We start from the raw sequence: 20,912 nt of genomic DNA, 5'->3' as shown, positions 1-20,912 counted from the left end.
GTTTTCAACTGTTATTAATGTAGGACATCCAGAAATTTTCCGTCCAGAACGTCCTTTAGATATTGGCCGTACTGGTTTTTCCTGAATATCTCATAGACCTCCAGAATGTCATCTTTGGTGATCCATCCGTTCATATAGGCGATTTCCTCCAGGCATGCAATCTTGCGGTGCTGGTGAGATTCCACCGTTTTAACAAAATTAGTGGCTTCCACGAGGCTCTCGTGAGTTCCGGTATCCAGCCAGGTGAAGCCCTGACCGAGCAGTTCCACATTCAAGCTGTTATTTTCAAGATAGATACAGTTCAGGTCTGTGATCTCCAGCTCTCCGCGGATCCCTGGCGTCAGGCTTTTTGCGTATTCTACAACCTTGTTGTCATAAAAATACAGGCCGGTAACACAGTAGTTGCTTTTGGGTGCTGCAGGTTTTTCCTCTATAGAAATGGCCTTTCCTTCGTTATTAAATTCAACGATTCCAAAACGCTCCGGATCATCCACATAATAGCCGAAAATGGTGGCACCTCTGCCTGATTCTGCGTTTTCGACTGCAGCTTTCAGCCTTTTTTTCAGCCCGTGGCCGGCAAAAATGTTATCGCCGAGTACCATGGCAACGGTATCATTTCCGATAAACTCTTCGCCGATGATAAACGCCTGAGCCAGACCGTCCGGGCTTGGCTGCACTGCGTAACTAAGCTCCACTCCGAACTGGTGTCCGTCGCCTAAAAGCTCCTTGAACCTGGGAGTATCCTGTGGCGTGGAAATAATTAAAATATCGCGGATGCCGGCATTCATGAGCACGGACATCGGATAATAAATCATGGGTTTATCATAGATCGGCAGTAACTGTTTGGAGGTTACCATTGTCAGAGGATAGAGGCGCGTCCCCGAACCTCCTGCTAAAATAATTCCTTTCATAAGAAATCTCCTTTATCTGTATGGACTACTGGTATCAAAGATTAGTTGTTCTGATTCAAGCTGTGTGTATATTATAAAAGGTGACCTAAGGTCACCTTCAAGCCTTTTCATAAATTCTTAAGAATTTTATGGAAAAAAACTCAGTTGGGCATGGATGAAGCATTACTTTTTGGGAGTGCAGATAAATAATCCGGCCTCCTTTGTAATATGAAACCCACCTGCTGTTTTCTTTTTTACAAATGCGCGGAATTCCGTATAATGTTCTGAAATATACTGATACTGGTTGCCGTGGCAGGAAAGAATATAGGAGATCAGCGGCTCCGGTTCCGGGATCAGCAGGGAGTCTTCGTAGAGTCTCCAGTCCGTTTCCGCAAAATATTCCTTTAGGATACCGGCGCCATTTTCAAGGCCAAATTTTTCATATAACTTGTCTGCCGAAAGCATGATTCTCTCGTCAAATTCATGTACAAGCCGGCTGACTTCCGCCATATGGCGGGAACTGTAGGCGCTGCACAAAAAGCGGCCGTCCGGTTTCAGAACACGCCGTACTTCGCTGCATACCTGTGGGATATCCTCGCAGTAGAAGAGCACATGGTTGGCAATAACCAGATCCAGGCTGTGCTCTTCGAAGGGAAGCCGGTGGCAGTCAAAGGCCTCAAAAGAAAAACGGGAGTCCTTTGCTCCAACAGCCCGGCGGGCATCCCGGAGCATTCCTTCAGAGATATCGGACAGTGTGATATGAACATGTGCCGGGAGTTTTGAAAGGTTTTCTTTCCAAAGTGTCCCGTCTCCGCATCCAATTTCAAGGATTTCCATTCCCGGCTCAATCCGGCACTGTTCACAGATCCATGGAAACCAGCCCTGTGGATTCTGGGAATATAGGCTGTGGAGATTGATTCTTGCAGAAATGTTAGAAGCATTCTGATACTGATTTTTCAAACTGCTTTCCATGCCGGTCAGATGGATGAGATTCAGCATCTGGCTCCAGTCAATGTTATGCTCCTTCTGAATCACTTCCGCGGTATCCTGGATTGCTTTTTCAACGAGCTGCATTTGCTCGATCCGATCCTGAACGAGCTTTAGCTGAATATGCAGTGAGTTCAGCATAAAGTGGTAATCGGAATCATTTATGGTCATCTGACGGATGTCATCCAGAGAGAAACCCAGGTACTTCAGCAAGAGAATCTGCTGAAGCCGCGCAAAATCGGCATCCGTATAAAAACGTGCTCCCGACTCTGTGACAAGAGAGGGTTTTAATATATCCTGTTTATCGTAATAACGGATTGTGCGCAGAGTGACATGAGCCATGCGCGCAAACTCACCGGAAGAATAGTAACCTGGCTTTTTCATTGCTTTCATCCTTTCGAAACTTGTCCGGCAGTAAGCTGCAGAATAAGATATTATAAAATATTATAAAGGGAAAACAAAGAAGAGGCAATGAATAGTTGTAATAATAACGCAGGCCCGGGCTGCTGCAAATAATTACTTGTCCATGTAAAGGCGCAGAAATTTTTCCTGCTGCTCGTCATCTGTCAGTCGGTCATAAAGAGTGCTGCAGTGCAGGATGCAAAACAAAACAAAGGTGATAAGACAAAACAAAAACACGCCTATTATAAAATAGATCATATAGCCCCTCCTTATGATATTTCTATACATCTTATTATATGCAGGCTAAGGCACAAATACTCCAATAATTTCACTGTACCAGGATTTTACGGCGAGATCATAAAGTTCTGCATCCGGGAGGAGATATCAAGAAATTATTTTAAAAATCAGACAGCAGCAAAATACCGCTGCAGTTCCGGCGCACATGAGAAATAAAAGTCATGTAACCGCCGGAACGAAGACAGTGTTTTGCTGCTGCCGAGGAATCAGACACGCTCTAGTACATTATTTATTAGAAACAAAGATGAATTTCACTTCACCATCCATTCCGTCTGAAATTCCGGAGAAATTCGTATATTTTTTGGAGGAATCTATCATCGTGTTCAGCTTATCAAGCAGTCCGTCGAGGTCTCCGTCAAATGCGCTGACCAGTTTTTTGATGCCTTCATCATTGAATTGAATCATGCCGTCATTCAGTGTTTTTGCGCCGTCATCAAGTTGTTTTACGCCGTCGATCAACGCGCCGGAACCGGTCTGCAGTGTCTGGATACCTGCCGCAAGCGTGCCTGCTCCGGTATTGAGGTCACCTGCACCGGAAGCGATCCGGGAAGCGCCTTCCATAAGGCTGGAAGCGCCATTGCTGGCCTCCCCCATCTTCTCGTGTAAGGTTCCTGCACCGGTGTTTACCTGAGACGCGCCTTCGGATAACTGCTTCAATCCGGCTGCAAGACCTGCATTCCCGTCGATCCCGCCAAGAACCTGTGATGTGCCGGCCTTGAGTTGGGAAACTCCCTGATTTACCTGTGTACTGAGTCCGTTCTCACCGTTAACTCCTTCATTAAGGGAGCCGATTCCGTCTTTTATGCTTGGGGTCTGGGTTGAAGCATCGCCGGTGTTGAGGGCTGCATTCAGCGCGGCAGAACCGGCCCGGATACTGGCGGTGCCAGTGCTGGAATCGCCGGTATTCAATGCATTATTTAGAGCAGATGCCGCATAGGTGATACTGGGCACTCCGTTGGAGGGATCCCCATCATTCAGCGCTGCACTTAAGAATGCTGCCCCGCCTGCAATACCGGGATTTGTACCATCTCCGTGGAAAGCAGTGTCTATTGCCGTGGCTCCTGCAGCAACCTCCTGGGCCAGAAGGGAAAGTGCGCTGTTATCCGATGCAGGAGCAGTATTGGCGAGGCTGTCCCGTTCGTTCTGGTCTGCCTGGAGGCTGCCAATCACGCCCTCGAGGGCTTCCAGTGTGCCTTCCGGCAGATCCTCACAGCCCTGGAGGGTGGTTTCCAGTTCCTGAAGCTGTGTCACTTCATCCCAGCTGCTGGTAGTATCGCCTGCAGCCTGACTCTCTGGGCCTGCTGACAGGGCATTGGCGAGCTGCCACGCGGCAGCGGACAGCTCACCGGTACCCGCGGCAGTCTCTTGTATACCGCTATTCAGATTCGCAGCCCCCGCAGCTGCCTGCTGGGTACCTGCGTCCAGAGCCGCGGCTCCGTCGCTTAACTGCTGGATTCCTGCATCCAGAGCCGCGGCACCGGCGGCGGTTTGGGCGATTCCGTCATTCAGGACAGCGATTCCCTGGCACAATGCAGGAAGCTGGGCACCAAGAGACTTCTGCATCTCCTGGACGCCTGCATCCAGTGCCTGAACTCCGGGGAGAAGCTCATCGGTCACCTTGCCGGAAACCAGATTCAATCCTGCATGGAGTTCTCCGGCGCCTGTGTTTAATGCGCCGGTTCCGTCCAGCAGCTGGGAGGCTCCTTCAGTCAGGGCAGCGCTTCCATCCCTGAGTTCATTGCTGCCTGTGGCCAGTGTTTCGGTTCCCTCCTTTAAGGCGCTGCTGCCCGAAACCAGCTGTCCGATTCCGTCCGTCAGTGTGCCGGAGGAGGAGAGCAGTGTATCCAGCCCGCTTTTCAGCTCTCCCGAACCGTCCACCAGCTGATTGGCAGAATCCTGCAGTTTATTCATGGAACTTTTCAGGTCGTTCAGATCATCCAGTTTATCCGTCTCCAGACTGTTAAATACATCGTTAGTTGCGATTGTAATACCCTCCACGGCATCATAGTCTGTTACGTCGGCCTCCAGCTCAAAATAATCCGGTATATCTAAATCAGTCACACCTAGGTTTTCCTTTACCTGGGGAAGCCCCATGCCGAGAGCCATGTCTCTGTCACCGTCGGAGACAAGTTTACCGTTCGTGATCTTAATATTCGTGAACTTATCAGCATCCAGAATCAGTCCGGTTACCATCAGAAACGGCGTATACTCACTGCCGTTTTTTCCCGATGTGTTCTGGTACTGGTAACGTATCAGCAGATGACCGTTTTTTCCCTGCAGCTCGCCGGCGCTGATGGATTTGCCGTCCAGCGTGTATGTGATTGTAACACCCACTGGCAGAGCCCGGGTTGTCGTCCCCTGATAGCAGATGTCCTTGCTGTCTCCATCCCAGGTGATGCTGCTGCTTTTCTGGGTAAATGGTTCATCGCCCTTGACATTCTCTATATTTTCCAGCGTGGAAACATCTTTAATTTCTGACGCGTCCTTCACATTTTTCAGCTGGTCAGACACCGTGACGGCTGTAACGGAGCCGCTGCCGTCTATTTTGGCATATACAGTTTCGTCCTTTACAGGCCTGACACGGGATTCGGATGTCTTGGTATCTTTGACAGCGGATTCCTCCGTCTTGGCCGTGTTCTCCTTTGCATAACAGGCGACAGGCACGGCCAGTGTGCCGGCTGCCATGGACATAGCCAGTGCGATTGCTACGAGTGTCTTATATTCTCTGTTTTTCATATCAGTTTACCTCCTCAATAAATCTGTTGACTCCAATTATTTATTCCCGCAGGGAATCCCTTAACTCAGACATTAGCGCAGGCCTCATCGGCCGGCTTCTCTTTCTTCTTGATACATCCGCGCATATCTTTCGTAGTAGCACAGATGACTCTGTCAAAGACCATCAGCATGGATGGCAGTATGAAAATAACTGTAAACATACTGATGACAGCTCCCCGGGCCATCAGGGTACATAGGGCGGATATCATATCAATATCGGAATAAAGCCCGACTCCAAATGTGGCGGCGAAGAAGCCCAGGGCAGACACAATAACCGAACTGACAGAAGCAGAAACCGCAATCTGTATAGAGTCCCTTTTTGCTTTTCCTCTGCAGCGCTCTTTTTTGTATCTGGTTGTCATCAGGATTGCATAATCAACGGTTGCCCCCAGTTGTATTGTTCCAATGACGATAGAAGCGATAAAGGGCATTTTTGTCCCTGTAAAATAGGGGATTCCCAGGTTAATGAAGATTGCAAATTCAATGACGGCAACAAGGATCACTGGCAGTGATATGGATTTAAACACGAGTGCGATTATGATAAATATGGCGATAATGGAAACCGCGCTAACCACCTTAAAATCCTTATCGGTGATCGTGATCAGATCCTTCGTACAGGGGGCCTCGCCGATCAGCATAGCGGAAGAATCGTATTTTTTTACAATATCATTCAGCACAGTGCATTGGTGGTTAACTTCGTCGGTCGCTACCTTGTATTCGGACTGTACCAGTATCAGCTGCCAGTCACCGGCCTTTAATGTCTCTGTCAGTCCGTCAGGTATGACATCCCGGGGAATGGCGGAGCCGATGAGACTGTCGAGCCCAAGCGCGAACTTGACCCCTTTCACATCGGACAGATCATCCAGCATCGCTTTTGCTTCCTTGGCCGGAAGATCTGCATTTGCCAGAACCATATGTGTGGCATTCATATCAAATTCGTCTGCCAGTTTGTCATTTGCCTTGATACTCTCCAGATACTTCGGCAGAGTTGCATCCAGGTTATAGTAAACTTCCGCTTTGCTGTATCCCCAGAGAGCGGGTAAGAGCAGTACGATGAAGAGGAGAATGAAAGCCTTAAAGCGTTTTGTTATAAACGTTGCAGGTTTCTCCATGCTCGGTATAATGGAGCGGTGCGTTGTTTTCTGAATCAGTTTGTCAAAAACAAGCAGGAAGGAGGGCAGTATGGTGACACAGCTTATGACACCAAATATGACGCCCTTTGCCATGACAATGCCGAGGTCTTTTCCAAGAGTAAAGCTCATAAAGCAAAGTGCAATGAAGCCGGCCACTGTTGTAACGGAGCTTCCGACCACAGAGGAAAATGTATTGGAAATCGCGTGGGCCATTGCCCGTTCCTTATCTCCCGGGTAACGCTGCTGGTTCTCCTGATAGCTGTGCCACAGGAAGATAGAGTAGTCCATGGTAACCCCAAGCTGGAGCACCGCGCTTAAAGCCTTAGTAATATAGGAAATCTCTCCGAGAAAGTAATTGGTTCCCATATTATAGAGGATTGCCATTCCAATACTCAGCATGAAGAAAACAGGCAGTATCCAGCAGTCCATAAATACAGAAAGCACAATACAGCTCAGGATAACGGCGATGAGTACATAGATTGGGGTTTCCTTTTCAGAAAGCTGCTTGATGTCGGTGACCACTGCAGACATGCTGCTCAGATAGCATTGTTTATTTGTAACACTGCGGATCTCCGTTATGGCATCCATAGTGCTGTCTGCGGAAGTCGTGTCATCAAAGAAGATCGCCATCAGAGTGGCATCCTCTGTTTTAAACACATCTTTTAGTTTATCAGGCAGGATATCAATGGGCATGGAAGTGTCCGCTATGGAATCATACCAAATGACGTCCGCAACGCCGTCTACACTTTTGATTTTCTCCTTTACTTCAGCCGCATCTTTGGTATTCATGCCTTCCACAACTTCCATTGCGAAAGCACCTTTTCCAAACTCATCCATCAGGATGTTCTGCCCCTTCATCGTATCGATATTATCAGGCAGATAATAAAGTATGTCGTAGTTGACTCTGGTTTTCAGGAATCCCAAAGCCGATGGTATCAGAAGTAAAATGCCGAGTATCAGGATGACAACCCGATACTTCACTATTTTTTTACCTGCATTCACCATGTTTCATGCCTCCCTTTTAAATTATGACTATTAGTCATTTTTAAGACTAAAAGTAATATACAATAAAAATGACCAAAAGTCAATAATATTCAAAAGAAAAGTTGACTTTGGGTCATTTTGAAATTATAATATAGAAAATTGCAACTGTTTTGTACAGGACTGTGGAAGCAAAAACAGGTGTGTGGAAATAGGATTCCGTTTTAAACAAGCCCCGGTACCCACGGCAGATTTCATGGGCTGGCGGCGTGTCTGTTTATGGCAGGGTTCTGGCCGGAAACGAAAAAATTAATCGAAAGAGTGGGGAAAATTATGGGAAAAGTTGACGAAAACAAGCAGCAGAAATTAGAGGCACTGTTTAAGAGTGCGTATGACTTGTTTCTGACACAGGGGATTTCCAAGACGTCGATCCACGATATCGTTCAGAAAGCAGGAGTGGCTAAGGGGACATTTTATCTCTATTTTAAAGACAAGTATGAGATTCGGGACAGGCTGATTGCCAAGACGGCAGGGCGGCTTTTCATGGCGGCCCACGATGCATTAGAGCAGGCTCAGATCCCGGCATTTGAAGACAAAATTATATTTATAGTAGATTATGTCCTGGATGAGATGGCGAAAAGCAGGGCGGTGCTGCGATTTATCTCTAAGAACCTGAGCTGGGGCATCTTCAGGCAGGCAATTACGAAAAATGAATCAGACGCTGAAATAGATGTCATGGGCTTCTTTCATAAAATGGTAACAGAAAATCCGGATGTAAAACTGAGGGCGCCCGAGACCATGCTTTTCCTTATTATAGAGCTTGCTAGTTCCACGTCTTACAGTACGATACTGGAGAACGACCCGATCAGTTATCAGGAGCTGAAGCCCTATCTGAATGAAAGCATCCGTGCAATTATAAGAAATCACGTGATTGAATAGCCGGAATTGGCGAAAAGGCTTGACTTCTGTCCGCTTGCTGTGGTACAATGCTCTAGCGAATGGAAGTAGGTCTTTTTTTTATGCCTAAATTTAGATGGCTTCGCAACCATCATGTAACACGTAGTGAATAAGAAAAAAGCGAGGTGGAAGTTGTGCGCACAAGAATCACACTGGAATGTACAGAATGCAAGCATCGTAATTACAACATGACCAAGGATAAGAAAGCTCATCCGGACCGCATGGAGACGAAGAAGTACTGTAAGTTCTGTAAATCACACACACTGCACAAAGAAACGAAATAGTCGTTGGAAGGAAGTGGATGGCATGGGTGAGAAAACAGCAAAAACTCAGAAGAAGAGCTGGTTCAAAGGGCTTCAGGCAGAGTTTAAGAAAGTCATTTGGCCAGACAAAAAAACACTTGCAAAACAGACCACGGCAGTCGTTTCGGTTTCTATATTATTGGGGGTATTGATTTCGGTAATCGATGCAATCCTAAAATATGGAATTGATCTGTTGGTTAAGTAAACAGCCGCAGCAGAAAGGTGATTTTATGTCAGAGGCAAAATGGTATGTAGTTCATACCTATTCCGGGTATGAGAACAAAGTAAAAGCAAATATTGATAAGGCAATTGAAAATCGTCATCTGGAAGATCAGATTCTGGAGGTCAGGGTTCCTATGCAGGAAGTGATCGAACTGAAGAACGGTGTCCAGAAAGCCAGCCAGAAGAAGATGTTTCCGGGATACGTCATGATTCATATGATTATGAATGACGATACCTGGTATGTAGTTCGTAATACCAGAGGCGTGACCGGCTTTGTTGGTCCCGGATCCAAACCTGTTCCGCTTGAGGAAGAAGAGATGAACAGACTCGGAATCAGGCAGGAGAACGTCATCGTAGAGTTTGCAGTAGGCGATACCGTGACCGTGCTCAGCGGTGCATGGGAAGGGACTGTGGGTGTCATTCAGTCTTTGAATGAGCAGAAGCAGAGCCTGTCTATCAATGTAGAGCTGTTTGGCCGTGAGACACCGGTTGAACTCGGTTTCGCAGAAGTAAGAAAGATGGATTAAAAACCGTGGGAGGGATTCAGATCCCGCCAATACCACAAGGAGGTAATTAAAAATGGCAAAAAAAGTAGAAGGTTATATTAAATTACAGATTCCAGCTGGTAAAGCTACACCAGCACCACCGGTAGGTCCTGCGCTTGGACAGCACGGTGTGAATATCGTTGAATTTACAAAGCAGTTCAACGCAAGAACAGCAGACCAGGGAGACCTGATCATTCCTGTTGTTATCACAGTATACAATGACAGAAGCTTCAGCTTCGTAACAAAGACACCGCCGGCAGCAGTTCTGATCAAGAAAGCCTGCAACATCAAATCCGGTTCAGGTGTTCCGAACAAGACAAAAGTTGCTACGATCACAAAAGCTCAGTTAGAAGAGATCGCAAAGACAAAGATGCCGGACTTAAATGCTGCAACACTTGAGGCAGCTATGAGCATGGTAGCAGGAACATGCCGTTCCATGGGTGTAGTTGTTGAAGAATAGTAGATTAAGTAAGGTATTTTCGAGCTTAGTACACTTAACGAAGTTGAAATAAGTGGGAGGGGCACGATCCCGCCAATACCACAAGGAGGTTATTTAAGATGAAACGAGGAAAAAAATATATCGAAGCTGCGAAACTGATCGAAAAGGGAAACCTGTACGAGAAGGCAGACGCAGTAGCATTAGTTAAAAAAGCAGCAGTAGCTAAATTTGACGAAACAATCGAAGCTCATATCAGAACAGGTTGTGACGGACGTCATGCAGACCAGCAGATTCGTGGTGCAGTTGTACTGCCGCACGGAACAGGTAAAAAGGTTCGTATCCTTGTATTTGCGAAAGATGCAAAAGCTGAAGAGGCGAAAGCAGCTGGAGCAGATTACGTGGGAGGAGACGAACTGATCCCGAAGATCCAGAACGAGGGATGGTTTGAATTTGATGTTGTCGTAGCTACACCTGACATGATGGGCGTTGTTGGACGTCTCGGACGTGTACTCGGACCAAAAGGTCTGATGCCAAACCCGAAGGCTGGTACAGTTACTATGGATGTAACAAAAGCCATCAACGACATCAAAGCTGGTAAGATTGAGTACAGATTGGACAAAACAAACATTATCCATGTGCCGATCGGTAAGGCATCCTTTACCGAGGAACAGTTAGCGGACAACTTCCAGACGCTTATCGATGCAATCATCAAGGCAAAACCGGCAGCTGTAAAAGGTCAGTATTTGAAGAGTGTAACACTGACATCCACAATGGGACCTGGTGTAAAAATCAACCCAATGAAGCTGGCTTAATCAGAATTTGATGACATAGAGAATATAGGAAAAAGTCTCGCCCCACTTTTGTGGGCGGGACTTTTTTGTGTGGGCACGGCGAACCAAGGATACATGTCAGACAGCATTCTCGAAAATTTATTTCAGCATAAGAGTTAGTTGCTTATTTTATAATGTGATAGAGTGATATCAGTAACATAATAACGATGGTTTCAGAATGAAAACATGACGTGTTTGCAAAATGAAACGAAACATGCTATAATCAAGACATCAAAATAAGGGATGTGAATTAGAATGAAGACAAAATTTAATCACTGTCTTACGGCGCTTCGAAGCAAAAAAGGATGTACACAGACATGGATGGCAGAGCAGCTGGGCATCTCCAGATCCACTTACTCCAATTATGAGGCGGGAAAGCGCGCTCCGGATTTTGAGACATTGGAGAGAATTGCAGATGTATTGGAGTGTTCGATTGATGAACTGTTTGGAAGGAACAACAACAGTGGCACGGCAGTTTTTAAAGAAGAGAAGGCGCCTTACTGTATAACTCCTCGAATTTCAGGAAAGAAAATGACGCAGAAGCTGGGAATCGGTGTGCAGGATTTCAGGAAGCTGCGGGAATGGAATAGTTATTATGTGGACAAAACCGGGATGATCCGGGAATTTTTGGAATCCAACATGGAAGTGACCCTGATCACAAGACCACGAAGATTTGGGAAAACGCTGAATATGTCCATGATTGCCGAGTTTTTTGACTGCACTAAGGAATCGCGGGGACTTTTTGAGGGAACATACATCGGCCAGACAGAGGCAATGCGGGAATGCAATCAGCATCCGGTGATATTTTTGTCTTTTTTAAATGCCAAAGGCGAGTCGGAAAAAGAGCTGCTTGGACGAGTTTGTGATGTGCTTGCATTGGAGTATGAACGATATTGGGCAATTCTCCATGATAACAGGACAGATCCTTTCAGGCGGGAAAAGATTGATAAAATATATGCAGCACTGACGAATCATATAATGAATGAAACTGAAAAAGAAATGGTAAGTTTTGCAATTGCAGAACTCTGTCGAACCTTGCAGGAGTATTACAATGACAAAGTATTTCTGTTTATTGACGAATATGACACACCTTTTATTTCTGCAAGTGTGAACGGGTACTATAAAGAGGTGCGTGGGTTTTTATCTGCTTTATTCAGTTCAGCGCTGAAAGGAAATACTGCATTAGATAAGGCAGTGCTGACAGGAATCCAAAGGATCGCGAAGGGGAATATTTTCTCCGGCCTGAACAATATTTCGGTCTGCACAGTGAATGACCCTGAGTACGCGCAATACTTTGGATTTACGGAGGATGAGACAGAGGAACTGCTGTCGTATTATGGGATGGAACTGACGGAAGCGGTAAGACGTATGTATGACGGCTATCTGTTCGGAGAGATTCATATGTATAATCCCTGGTCTGTCATATTTTATGCTTCCAGAAAAAAGCTGCACCCCTATTGGGTGAATACGGGGGAGAACAGTATAATTGAACATGCTATGGATCTTTGCGGAGATGATTTCCACAGAGAATATAAAAAGCTGTTGGAGCAAGGCAGTGTGTCTGTTATGGTGGAGCTGGACACATCTTTTTTTGAAAAGCCTGGCAAAGCTGCATTGTGGGGCATGTTGATCAATGCCGGTATGGTTACGGTGGGGGAGGAGATACGCAAAAATCTGTGTATAGTCCGGATTCCAAATGAAGAGGTCAGCGAGGCGTTTCAGCGATTAACTGCACATTGTCTCCGGGTGGAGTACGATGATATGGCAGATTTGGTCAACTATCTAAGGACTGGGGACATGGAGGAATTCGTATACCGCTATCAGAAGGTAATTCTGACACTGCCCTCCTATCATGATTTGAAAGATGAGAACAGCTATCATATGATGATGCTGGGAATGTGCGCCTGCCTGTACGGAGAATACGAGATAAAGAGTAATCGTGAGAGTGGGGAGGGCAGAAGCGATATTATATTGAGGGCGCTTAGGGATGAAGAACCCAATATTATACTGGAATTCAAATACACAAAAGATCACAATCAGAACCTGGAAAAACTGGCTCAAGATGCACTGAATCAGATTCGGAACAAAAAGTATGATGCTGAAATGAAAGGGCCAATCTGTTATATTGGGCTGGCGCATTGTGGAAAAAAGGCCAAAGTGGTATGGCTGAATACTGGGCAGAACTAAATATTTACTTCGGAGTAACAGTTCAGAGCTGCCTGCGTACGGGCTTGAAACTGGAAAACAGAAACAGAACAGAAAAAACAGAAAAAACCTGCTTTTTCTATTGACAAACAGAGTAATGGATGCTAATCTAATATAGCAATTGACTGCCGAAGACAGCAGGTGCCGTAAGGCATAAGTTTGAACCGCCTGCCGAGGAAGATCATGATTCTTAATGTGAATTATTGAGCTTCTGTGTCTTTGGACACAGGGGCTTTTATTTTTGGCAGTACACGCACAAATAAAATAAGGAGGTGTACCAGAACGTGGCAAAAGTTGAATTAAAACAACCAATCGTTGAGGCAATTTCAGAAGAGATTAAAGATGCTCAGTCAGTTGTTCTTGTTGACTACCGTGGATTGACAGTAGCTCAGGATACAGAACTTCGTAAACAGCTCAGAGAAGCAGGTATTATTTACAAAGTATACAAGAACACCATGATTAAGAGAGCGATCGAAGGAACTGAGTTCGAAGGACTTACAGATTGTCTGGAAGGACCGAGCGCTATCGCGATCTCGAAAGAAGATGCAACAGCACCGGCCAGAATCCTTTGCAAGTTTGCAAAAGATGCACAGAAACTTGAGTTAAAGGGCGGCGTAGTTGAAGGAAATGTATATGACGTAGCTGGATTGACAGAACTGTCCAAGATTCCTTCAAGAGAAGAGTTACTTTCCAAATTGCTTGGAAGTATGCAGTCACCTATTACCAATTTTGCTCGTGTTATCAAGCAGATTGCAGAACAGGGCGGCGCAGATGCATGTGCAGCTGAAGCGGCTCCGGCAGCAGAAGAAGCTCCGGCTGAGACAGCAGAAGCTCCTGCAGAGGAAGCAGCAGAGACACCGGCTGAGTAAGCCGATCTGGATTACCTGAGATTTCAGGGAACCGAAAAGTGAGAAATTAAAATGAGGGCCAGGGAGCCCGGAAAATAATCTAAAATGGAGGATATTAAAATGGCTAAATTGACAGCAGCTGAAATGATCGAAGCGATCAAAGAGTTATCAGTATTAGAGTTAAATGAATTAGTAAAAGCTTGTGAAGAAGAATTTGGTGTATCTGCAGCAGCAGGCGTTGTAGTTGCAGCAGCAGGAGACGGAGCAGGTGCAGCAGCAGAAGAGAAAGACGAGTTTGATGTAGAGCTCGTATCCGCTGGATCTTCTAAGGTTAAAGTAATCAAAGTTGTTCGTGAGATCACAGGACTTGGATTAAAAGAAGCAAAAGAATTAGTTGACGGAGCACCGAAGGTAGTGAAAGAAGCAGTTTCTAAGGCAGAAGCTGAAGAACTCAAAGCTAAACTGGAAGGTGAAGGAGCAGAAGTTAACCTGAAATAATCGGGTGCTTTTGTAACGGAAACGCTAATATACAGCCATATCTGCTTTAGTGCAGGTATGGCTGTTTTTGTGATGCAAGGAAACAGTCCGGGCTTTCATGAACTGTTACGATATAAAAAAAGTAAGGCGCGAAAAGACCTTGCCAACTATTTTTTATGCATCGCACGTAAGTGGCCAAAATACGGCCGCTAAGTGCTCGCAGCTATAAAAAATCCTCTGTGATTTTCGGATTGATTAAGGATTGACAACCTGAACTTTCAGCCCTATAATGCATATATCTAATAGAAAAGAAATACAGTGTCAGAGAAGCATTTGAGCAGGCAGGAGTAAGGGATATGAAGATAAAAAGTGAAAATAAAATAATCATTGCTATCTGTTTATTTACTGTACTGTTATTTACGGTAAGTCTGCTCGTCTCAGGGCATTCTATAACATCTGTGCAGCACAGGGAAAGTTCTGCTCCCGGCGGGGCACAGATCAGCCGTGCGAACGGTCAGCTGGCAGATTCTGCTGTATCTGACAGAGGGGCGCGGGCATCCTCTTTTTCTGTAGGCAGAGAACAGAGCCCTAATCACTGGAATCTGAAGGTAAAGGTCTATTTTGATTCTATTTTGGCTGTTTTATTCAAAATAGCTGTAATTCCATGCGTTATTTTATTAATGTTCCATTTTGTGAGGGATGTGAATACACTTCTATGGAGGATTGTATTCGGATTTGTGCATGAGCAGGATGGGAAGAAAAGAACAGGCGCTTTCTGTACAGTCTTATAATTATAGTACGAAAGGAAGCGTTAATTATTGTGAATTTCATATTGCAGGCGGGAAAAGAGTTCTTTAAGAAGCAGTCGCCGGCCCGGCTGATTACGCTGGGGTTTGCCTGTGTAATTCTTTTGGGGACCGTATTATTAAAACTGCCGGTTTCTGTCAGAGAGGGAGCCGAGGTACATTGGATCGACGCTCTGTTTACCTCCACAAGCGCTGTCTGCGTGACCGGTCTGATTGCGATTGATACGGCGGAGCATTTTACGGTTTTTGGCAGAACGGTTGTGGCGCTGCTGATACAGATCGGCGGCCTGGGCGTGACCTCTGTGGGCGTGGGCATTATACTGGCAGCAGGCAGAAAGATTGGCTTCAAAGAAAGGCTGCTGGTGAAAGAGGCACTGAACGTAAGCGGCTTTCAGGGCATGGTCATACTTGTGAAGCATGTGCTCTTTATGACACTGTGCTTCGAAGGTGTAGGAGCGGTCTTGAGTTTTCTGGTGTTTGTACAAAAATATTCACCTTTGGATGCACTGGGAATCAGCATGTTTCATTCCATAGCCGCATTTAATAACTCGGGGTTTGATATTCTGGGAGGACTGACAAACCTGATACCATATCAGGGAAACGTGCTCCTGAATCTGACAACCTGCGGACTGATTATATTCGGCGGCCTGGGATTTCTGGTCATTCTGGATGTACTGAAAAACAGAAACTTCCGGCGGCTGTCCCTTCATTCTAAAGCGGTAATCCTCACCAGCATTGTGTTGCTTGCGGTGGGGACGTTATCACTAAAGTGTACGGAAGACATAACCTGGCTGGGGGCCTTTTTTCAGAGCGTTTCTGCCAGGACAGCGGGATTCTCAACATATCCGATCGGAAGCTTTACTTCTGCGGGACTATTTATCCTGACGATACTGATGTTTATCGGAGCCTCACCGGGCTCAACCGGAGGAGGCATTAAGACAAGTACATTGTTTGTACTTCTCAATATTATTAAAAGTACGGCAACCAACCAGCACTGTACTGCGTTTAAGAGGAAAATCCCGGAAAAAGTGGTGTTTAAGGCATTTATTATTACATTGTTGTCGATGATTGTGGTTTGTGCGTCAACATTTACGATGTGTCTGCTCGAACCGGAGTACTCCTTTATGCAGCTGCTCTTTGAATGTACGTCTGCCTTTGGAACGGTAGGGCTCTCCACGGGCATTACGCCGGATTTGAGTATAGCGGGTAAGCTGGTGATCATAATGACGATGTTTATCGGAAGGTTGGGGGCGCTTACAATTGTTACAATGTGGAGCTTTAAACAACCGTCCACCGCGGTATTTACCGAGGAAAATATTACAATTGGTTAGGAGTTGAAGAGGATGTTAAAAGAAGAATTATCAGAAAGTTATGGGATTATAGGATTAGGCAGGTTCGGTACAGCGCTGGCGCAAAAACTGGCTGAAGCCGGCAGGGAAGTGATTGTGGTGGACCGGTGTGAATATAAAGTGAAGGAACTGCGGCGTTATACGGATTTTGCGTATGTTGCAGATGAACTGACGAAGGAAGTGCTGGAGGAGATCGGCATTCAAAACTGTGATACGGTTGTTGTCTGCATTGGAGAGAAGATTGACACCAGCATCCTTGTGACTCTTAATGTAGTAAATCTTGGTGTTAAGCGGGTCATTGCAAAGGCCATCAGCAGAGACCAGGGGGAGGTGCTCGAGAAGATCGGCGCCGAGGTTGTATATCCGGAGCGCGACATGGCCCTGCGCCTGGCCAAGAAAATGCTTGTAAGCAGTGTGATGGATTCGATTACACTGGACAATAATGTTGAGATATCGGAAGTTATGGTGCCGACGAGGGTGATAGGAAAAAGCCTGGAGGAGACACGGTTCAGACAGAAAACCGGGCTGAATATTATTGCCATCCAACATAAAGGAATAACCGAAACGGAGATCAGTCCCGGGTATATATTTGCAGAAGGCGATATCCTTGTTGTCATTGGAAAATCAGAGAACGTCAGCAGATATGAGGGCAGCCTGCTGGCATAGAAAGGCGGATTTTATATGCGGAAAACAAAAATTATCTGTACCCTGGGACCGGCCACTGACCGGGAAGGGGTTCTGGAACAGCTGGCCAGAGAAGGTATGGATGTGGCGAGGTTCAATTTCTCTCACGGAAACTATGAGGAACAGAAAAAACGTCTGGATGAGCTGAAGGCAGTCCGGCAGCGGCTGGATAAGCCGATCGCCGCTCTTTTGGATACAAAGGGACCGGAGATCCGGCTCTGCAGGTTTAAAGAGGGCAGAGTGGAGCTGCAGGAAGGGCAGGAGTTTCTTCTGACACCGGAAGAGATAGAGGGCACACAGGAGGCGGTATCGGTTACTTATGCGGATCTGTATAAAGATGTAAAACCAGGGGACAGCATTCTGATAGATGACGGACTGGTGGGGCTGGCCGTGGAGCGGATCGAAGGCAGCTCTGTAATCTGCAGGGTCGTGAATGGAGGCGTGATCTCTGACCATAAGGGCGTGAATCTTCCGGGAGTCAGTGTAAATATGCCTTTTATCAGTCAGAAGGACCGGGAGGATATTCTGTTTGGGATTCGGGAAGGGTTTGATTTTATTGCCGCATCCTTTACTCGTTCTGCGGAAGATGTAAATGAGATCAGGCAGATTCTGGACGAAAACGGAGGTGAATTTATTAATATTATCGCCAAGATTGAGAATCAGCAGGGTGTGGACAATATCGACAGCATTATTGAGGCGGCCGACGGCATCATGATTGCCCGGGGAGATATGGGAGTAGAGATACCGCTGGAGGAAGTTCCTGTGATACAGAAGGCTGTCATCGGAAAGGTGTACAACGCAGGGAAGCAGGTGATCACGGCCACGCAGATGCTGGATTCTATGATGAAAAATCCGCGGCCAACCAGGGCGGAGACGACCGACGTTGCAAATGCAATTTATCAGGGAACAAGTGCAATTATGCTGTCTGGGGAGACGGCAGCCGGACGCTACCCGGTGGAAGCGCTGCGCACGATGGTGAAGATCGCGGTGCGGACGGAGAGTGACATCGATTATAATCAGCTGTTCAGCATACGAGGCAGGGAGAGCAGGACGGATATGACGACAGCCATTTCACATGCCACGTGTATGACAGCAATTGACCTGCGGGCTAAGGCTATTATAACGGTGAGCAAGTCCGGGCGTACGGCGCGTATGATATCAAAGTACCGTCCGGGGTGCATGATTGTAGGGTGTTCACCGGATGAGCATACGTGCCGCCAGCTGAATCTGTCATGGGGTGTCCTGCCGGTACATATCCGCGAGGAGTATAGTATGGAAATTCTGTTTTTGCATGCCACCGAGGCCGCAGAGAAAAAGGGCTATGTAGAAAACGGGGAAATAGTTGTGCTGACAGCAGGAGTACCTTTGGGTAAATCCGGAAACACCAACCTGCTGAAAACTACATTAGTCGGCGAATATTAGCGGTTTTATATAATTACGGTAAAAAGCCTCATTCATAAAGCGGAAGGTAAGCTTTATGAATGGGGTATTTTTATGTGTCTGGGTATACTATAAATGAAGGTTGTACACATACAACTTTCAAAATTATATGCACAGAATACAAAAAAACAGGAGTAGTTGTATGTACATTTATGAAAGACTCCGTCTTGAATTAAAAAAATATATATAATAAAGTTATAATATAACCAAAGGATATATAGAATACATGTCTCTATGGGGAAGCCCTGAAAGCAAAGCCGTAAACAAGGTATATCCAGAGAGCCCCCCTTATAACAGGCTCCTGTGTGGGAGAGAAATTAAAGGGGACGCAGACAACAAGAGTGCTCAATAAGGGAAGGGAGGGAACCTATGGCTGAGGAGAAGGCAAAATACGAAGAGATTGCAGATTGTATTATGCGTGAACTGGATGAGGGAAAGCGAAAACCGGGGGAACGGATTTATTCCGAAAATGAACTGGTTTCGCTTTTTCAGGTGAGCAGGCAGACGGCAAGGCATGCGGTATCTGTCCTGGAGGCCCGAGGGGTAGTGAAAAGGGTCAGAGGAAGTGGGACGTATATAAAAGGGCAGCAAAAACGGGGGGAGAAAAAGCGCAGCAGAACCATGCGGATTGCTGTTATGACAACTTATGTAGACGACTACATTTTTCCCAGCATGCTGCGGGAGATGGAGTCCAGATTGTCCCGCGAAGGCTATACGCTGCAGATCTCATTTACCTATAATGCGGTAGAAAAAGAGCGGATGATATTGAAAGGTTTTCTGCGGGAAGATTCTGTGGATGGGATTATTGCAGAACCTACCAAAAGCGGTCTGCCGAACCCTAATCTGGACATTTACCGGGAATTGGAGAAGAGAGAAATACCGGTTTTATTTTTGAATAGTTACTATCCGGAACTGCAGGGAGTGCATGTGAGCCTGGACGATTATCTTGCCGGGCGGATGGTGACGGAGCATCTTCTGCAGTGCGGTCACAGACAGATCGCAGGAATATTTAAATCCGATGACGGGCAGGGGCACAAGCGTTACGCGGGCTATGTGGATGCTCTGATGGCGGGAGATATTAAGGTAAAGAGCGAGCGGATTGCATGGATAGATACTTGTGAACTGAAGGAGATGCAGGAGGATCAGGGCAGGTACCTGCGGAGGCTCAAGGGATGTACGGCCTGTGTCTGCTACAACGACGAGGTGGCCAATCAGCTGGTGGGGATCTGTAAGGGCGCAGGCATTCGGATTCCGGAGGATCTTTCCATTGTAGGGATTGACAATTCAGAGCTGGCCGGACGCTGTGAAATCCCTTTTACCTCGGCCCAGAATCCCGTAAAAGAACTTGCAGGCCTGGCGGCATCCAGAATGCTCATAATGCTGGATGGCGGGGAAGAAATAGAAAGCGTAGAACTGAAGCCGGAAATGATCATCCGAAAGTCGGTGCGCATTCTTTCTGAACCGGGGGAGCAGTGCTGTCGGTAATTTATGTCTGCTTAAGCGGCAGTTAATTATTATATGATGTATTAGGAGGAATGAAGATGCTAGAAAAACTGAAACAGGAAGTCTATGAGGCAAACATGCAGCTTCCGAAATATGGCCTGGTGACATTCACCTGGGGAAACGTAAGCGGCCTGGACAAGGAAACCGGGAGGTTTGTCATCAAGCCGAGCGGCGTGGATTATGACAGACTTACCCCGGAGGATATGGTAGTCATGGATCTGGAAGGCAACAAAATAGAGGGGACATATAACCCGTCTTCGGATACCCCGACCCATCTGGAGTTATACCGTGCATTTCCGGATATAGGAGGAATCGTACATACCCATTCCGCCTGGGCGACAAGTTGGGCGCAGGCAGGCCGGGGAATCCCCTGTTACGGCACCACCCATGCCGATTATATGTACGGTGAAATACCATGTGTCAGAAACCTGACAAAAGAAGAAATCGATGAGGCATATGAAAAAAACACGGGAGTCCTGATTGCAGATTATTTCAAAGAAAAAGATTATCTTTCTATGCCGGCTGTACTCTGCAAAAACCACGGTCCTTTCACCTGGGGGAAGGATGCCTGCGAAGCGGTGCATAACGCGGTGGTGCTGGAGGAGGTGGCCAAGATGGCAGCCAGAAGCGAGATGATAAATCCGCAGGTTCTGCCGGCACCGCAGGAGCTGCAGGACAAACACTATTACAGAAAACATGGGGCGGACGCCTACTACGGACAATAATTTGAGAATATTCTGAAAACGGAGTGCAAGGGGGTCAGACCCCTCTGCAGAGGGGTCTGACCCCCTTGCGCTCTCCTTACGGGTAACTTTACGTATACTTATGAAATGGAGGTAT

20 protein-coding genes and 1 other annotated feature are annotated in these 20,912 nt (G+C 46.5%); of the genes, 15 read left to right on the top strand and 5 right to left on the bottom strand.

The window, feature by feature from the left end:
* Positions 1-14: 14 nt before the first annotated feature.
* The 5 genes from rfbA to ARB69_RS08300 all read right to left on the bottom strand — a co-directional run bounded on the left by rfbA (position 15) and on the right by ARB69_RS08300 (position 7,489).
* Entirely contained in the window at positions 15-911 is an 897-nt protein-coding gene (gene rfbA / locus ARB69_RS08320) for a glucose-1-phosphate thymidylyltransferase RfbA (protein WP_055152546.1), read from the bottom strand.
* 162 nt (positions 912-1,073) lie between these two features.
* Complete coding sequence (locus tag ARB69_RS08315; protein WP_025654496.1) at positions 1,074-2,261, bottom strand: MerR family transcriptional regulator; 1,188 nt, start codon at positions 2,259-2,261, stop codon at positions 1,074-1,076.
* Positions 2,262-2,393: 132 nt separating this feature from the next.
* Positions 2,394-2,537, bottom strand: a complete 144-nt coding sequence (locus ARB69_RS26655; RefSeq protein ID WP_153919697.1) for a hypothetical protein — start codon at positions 2,535-2,537, stop codon at positions 2,394-2,396.
* 264 nt (positions 2,538-2,801) lie between these two features.
* The gene (locus ARB69_RS08305; RefSeq protein ID WP_055152544.1) at positions 2,802-5,312 is read right to left on the bottom strand and encodes a hypothetical protein; all 2,511 of its coding nucleotides are present in this window, start codon (positions 5,310-5,312) and stop codon (positions 2,802-2,804) included.
* 65 nt (positions 5,313-5,377) lie between these two features.
* The gene (locus ARB69_RS08300) at positions 5,378-7,489 is read right to left on the bottom strand and encodes an efflux RND transporter permease subunit (RefSeq protein ID WP_025654500.1); all 2,112 of its coding nucleotides are present in this window, start codon (positions 7,487-7,489) and stop codon (positions 5,378-5,380) included.
* A gap of 309 nt (positions 7,490-7,798) precedes the next feature.
* Between ARB69_RS08300 and ARB69_RS08295 the strand changes: the two genes are divergently transcribed.
* The 15 genes from ARB69_RS08295 (at position 7,799) to ARB69_RS08230 (ending at position 20,797) form a co-directional block, all read left to right on the top strand.
* Positions 7,799-8,404 carry a TetR/AcrR family transcriptional regulator gene (locus tag ARB69_RS08295; protein ID WP_025654501.1) on the top strand — a complete coding sequence of 202 codons (606 nt, stop codon included), beginning with the start codon at positions 7,799-7,801 and terminating at the stop codon, positions 8,402-8,404.
* A 152-nt stretch (positions 8,405-8,556) separates the two neighbouring features.
* Complete coding sequence (rpmG, locus tag ARB69_RS25925) at positions 8,557-8,706, top strand: 50S ribosomal protein L33 (protein WP_009001657.1); 150 nt, start codon at positions 8,557-8,559, stop codon at positions 8,704-8,706.
* A gap of 22 nt (positions 8,707-8,728) precedes the next feature.
* Positions 8,729-8,929, top strand: a complete 201-nt coding sequence (gene secE, locus ARB69_RS08290) for a preprotein translocase subunit SecE (protein WP_025654502.1) — start codon at positions 8,729-8,731, stop codon at positions 8,927-8,929.
* A 25-nt stretch (positions 8,930-8,954) separates the two neighbouring features.
* Complete coding sequence (gene nusG, locus ARB69_RS08285; protein ID WP_025654503.1) at positions 8,955-9,473, top strand: transcription termination/antitermination protein NusG; 519 nt, start codon at positions 8,955-8,957, stop codon at positions 9,471-9,473.
* Between the two features lie 52 nt (positions 9,474-9,525).
* Entirely contained in the window at positions 9,526-9,951 is a 426-nt protein-coding gene (gene rplK / locus ARB69_RS08280) for a 50S ribosomal protein L11 (RefSeq protein ID WP_025654504.1), read from the top strand.
* A 98-nt stretch (positions 9,952-10,049) separates the two neighbouring features.
* On the top strand, positions 10,050-10,742 hold the full coding sequence (rplA, locus tag ARB69_RS08275; RefSeq protein ID WP_025654505.1) for a 50S ribosomal protein L1: 693 nt from the start codon (positions 10,050-10,052) through the stop codon (positions 10,740-10,742).
* 273 nt (positions 10,743-11,015) lie between these two features.
* Positions 11,016-12,947 (top strand): AAA family ATPase, encoded by a 1,932-nt coding sequence (locus tag ARB69_RS08270; protein WP_055152542.1) that lies wholly within the window; start codon positions 11,016-11,018, stop codon positions 12,945-12,947.
* Between the two features lie 128 nt (positions 12,948-13,075).
* Positions 13,076-13,213, top strand: a sequence feature (ribosomal protein L10 leader region).
* Positions 13,214-13,249: 36 nt separating this feature from the next.
* Positions 13,250-13,834, top strand: a complete 585-nt coding sequence (gene rplJ / locus ARB69_RS08265) for a 50S ribosomal protein L10 (RefSeq protein ID WP_025654513.1) — start codon at positions 13,250-13,252, stop codon at positions 13,832-13,834.
* Between the two features lie 99 nt (positions 13,835-13,933).
* On the top strand, positions 13,934-14,311 hold the full coding sequence (gene rplL / locus ARB69_RS08260; RefSeq protein WP_025654514.1) for a 50S ribosomal protein L7/L12: 378 nt from the start codon (positions 13,934-13,936) through the stop codon (positions 14,309-14,311).
* A gap of 335 nt (positions 14,312-14,646) precedes the next feature.
* Complete coding sequence (locus ARB69_RS08255; protein WP_050641959.1) at positions 14,647-15,081, top strand: hypothetical protein; 435 nt, start codon at positions 14,647-14,649, stop codon at positions 15,079-15,081.
* Between the two features lie 29 nt (positions 15,082-15,110).
* Positions 15,111-16,427 (top strand): TrkH family potassium uptake protein, encoded by a 1,317-nt coding sequence (locus ARB69_RS08250; RefSeq protein WP_087148807.1) that lies wholly within the window; start codon positions 15,111-15,113, stop codon positions 16,425-16,427.
* Between the two features lie 12 nt (positions 16,428-16,439).
* Positions 16,440-17,111 carry a potassium channel family protein gene (locus tag ARB69_RS08245; RefSeq protein ID WP_050641958.1) on the top strand — a complete coding sequence of 224 codons (672 nt, stop codon included), beginning with the start codon at positions 16,440-16,442 and terminating at the stop codon, positions 17,109-17,111.
* Between the two features lie 15 nt (positions 17,112-17,126).
* Positions 17,127-18,551 carry a pyruvate kinase gene (gene pyk / locus ARB69_RS08240; RefSeq protein WP_055152540.1) on the top strand — a complete coding sequence of 475 codons (1,425 nt, stop codon included), beginning with the start codon at positions 17,127-17,129 and terminating at the stop codon, positions 18,549-18,551.
* 387 nt (positions 18,552-18,938) lie between these two features.
* Entirely contained in the window at positions 18,939-20,054 is a 1,116-nt protein-coding gene (locus ARB69_RS08235; RefSeq protein WP_055152538.1) for a GntR family transcriptional regulator, read from the top strand.
* 56 nt (positions 20,055-20,110) lie between these two features.
* The gene (locus tag ARB69_RS08230) at positions 20,111-20,797 is read left to right on the top strand and encodes an L-ribulose-5-phosphate 4-epimerase (protein ID WP_050641955.1); all 687 of its coding nucleotides are present in this window, start codon (positions 20,111-20,113) and stop codon (positions 20,795-20,797) included.
* Positions 20,798-20,912 lie beyond the last annotated feature (115 nt).

It is taken from the genome of Faecalicatena contorta (assembly GCF_001404335.1).
In the GTDB taxonomy this organism is placed as follows: Bacteria; Bacillota; Clostridia; order Lachnospirales; family Lachnospiraceae; genus Faecalicatena; species Faecalicatena contortus_B.
Note: the sequence above shows the minus strand (reverse complement) of the source record. Positions and strands in the feature narration are given on the sequence as shown.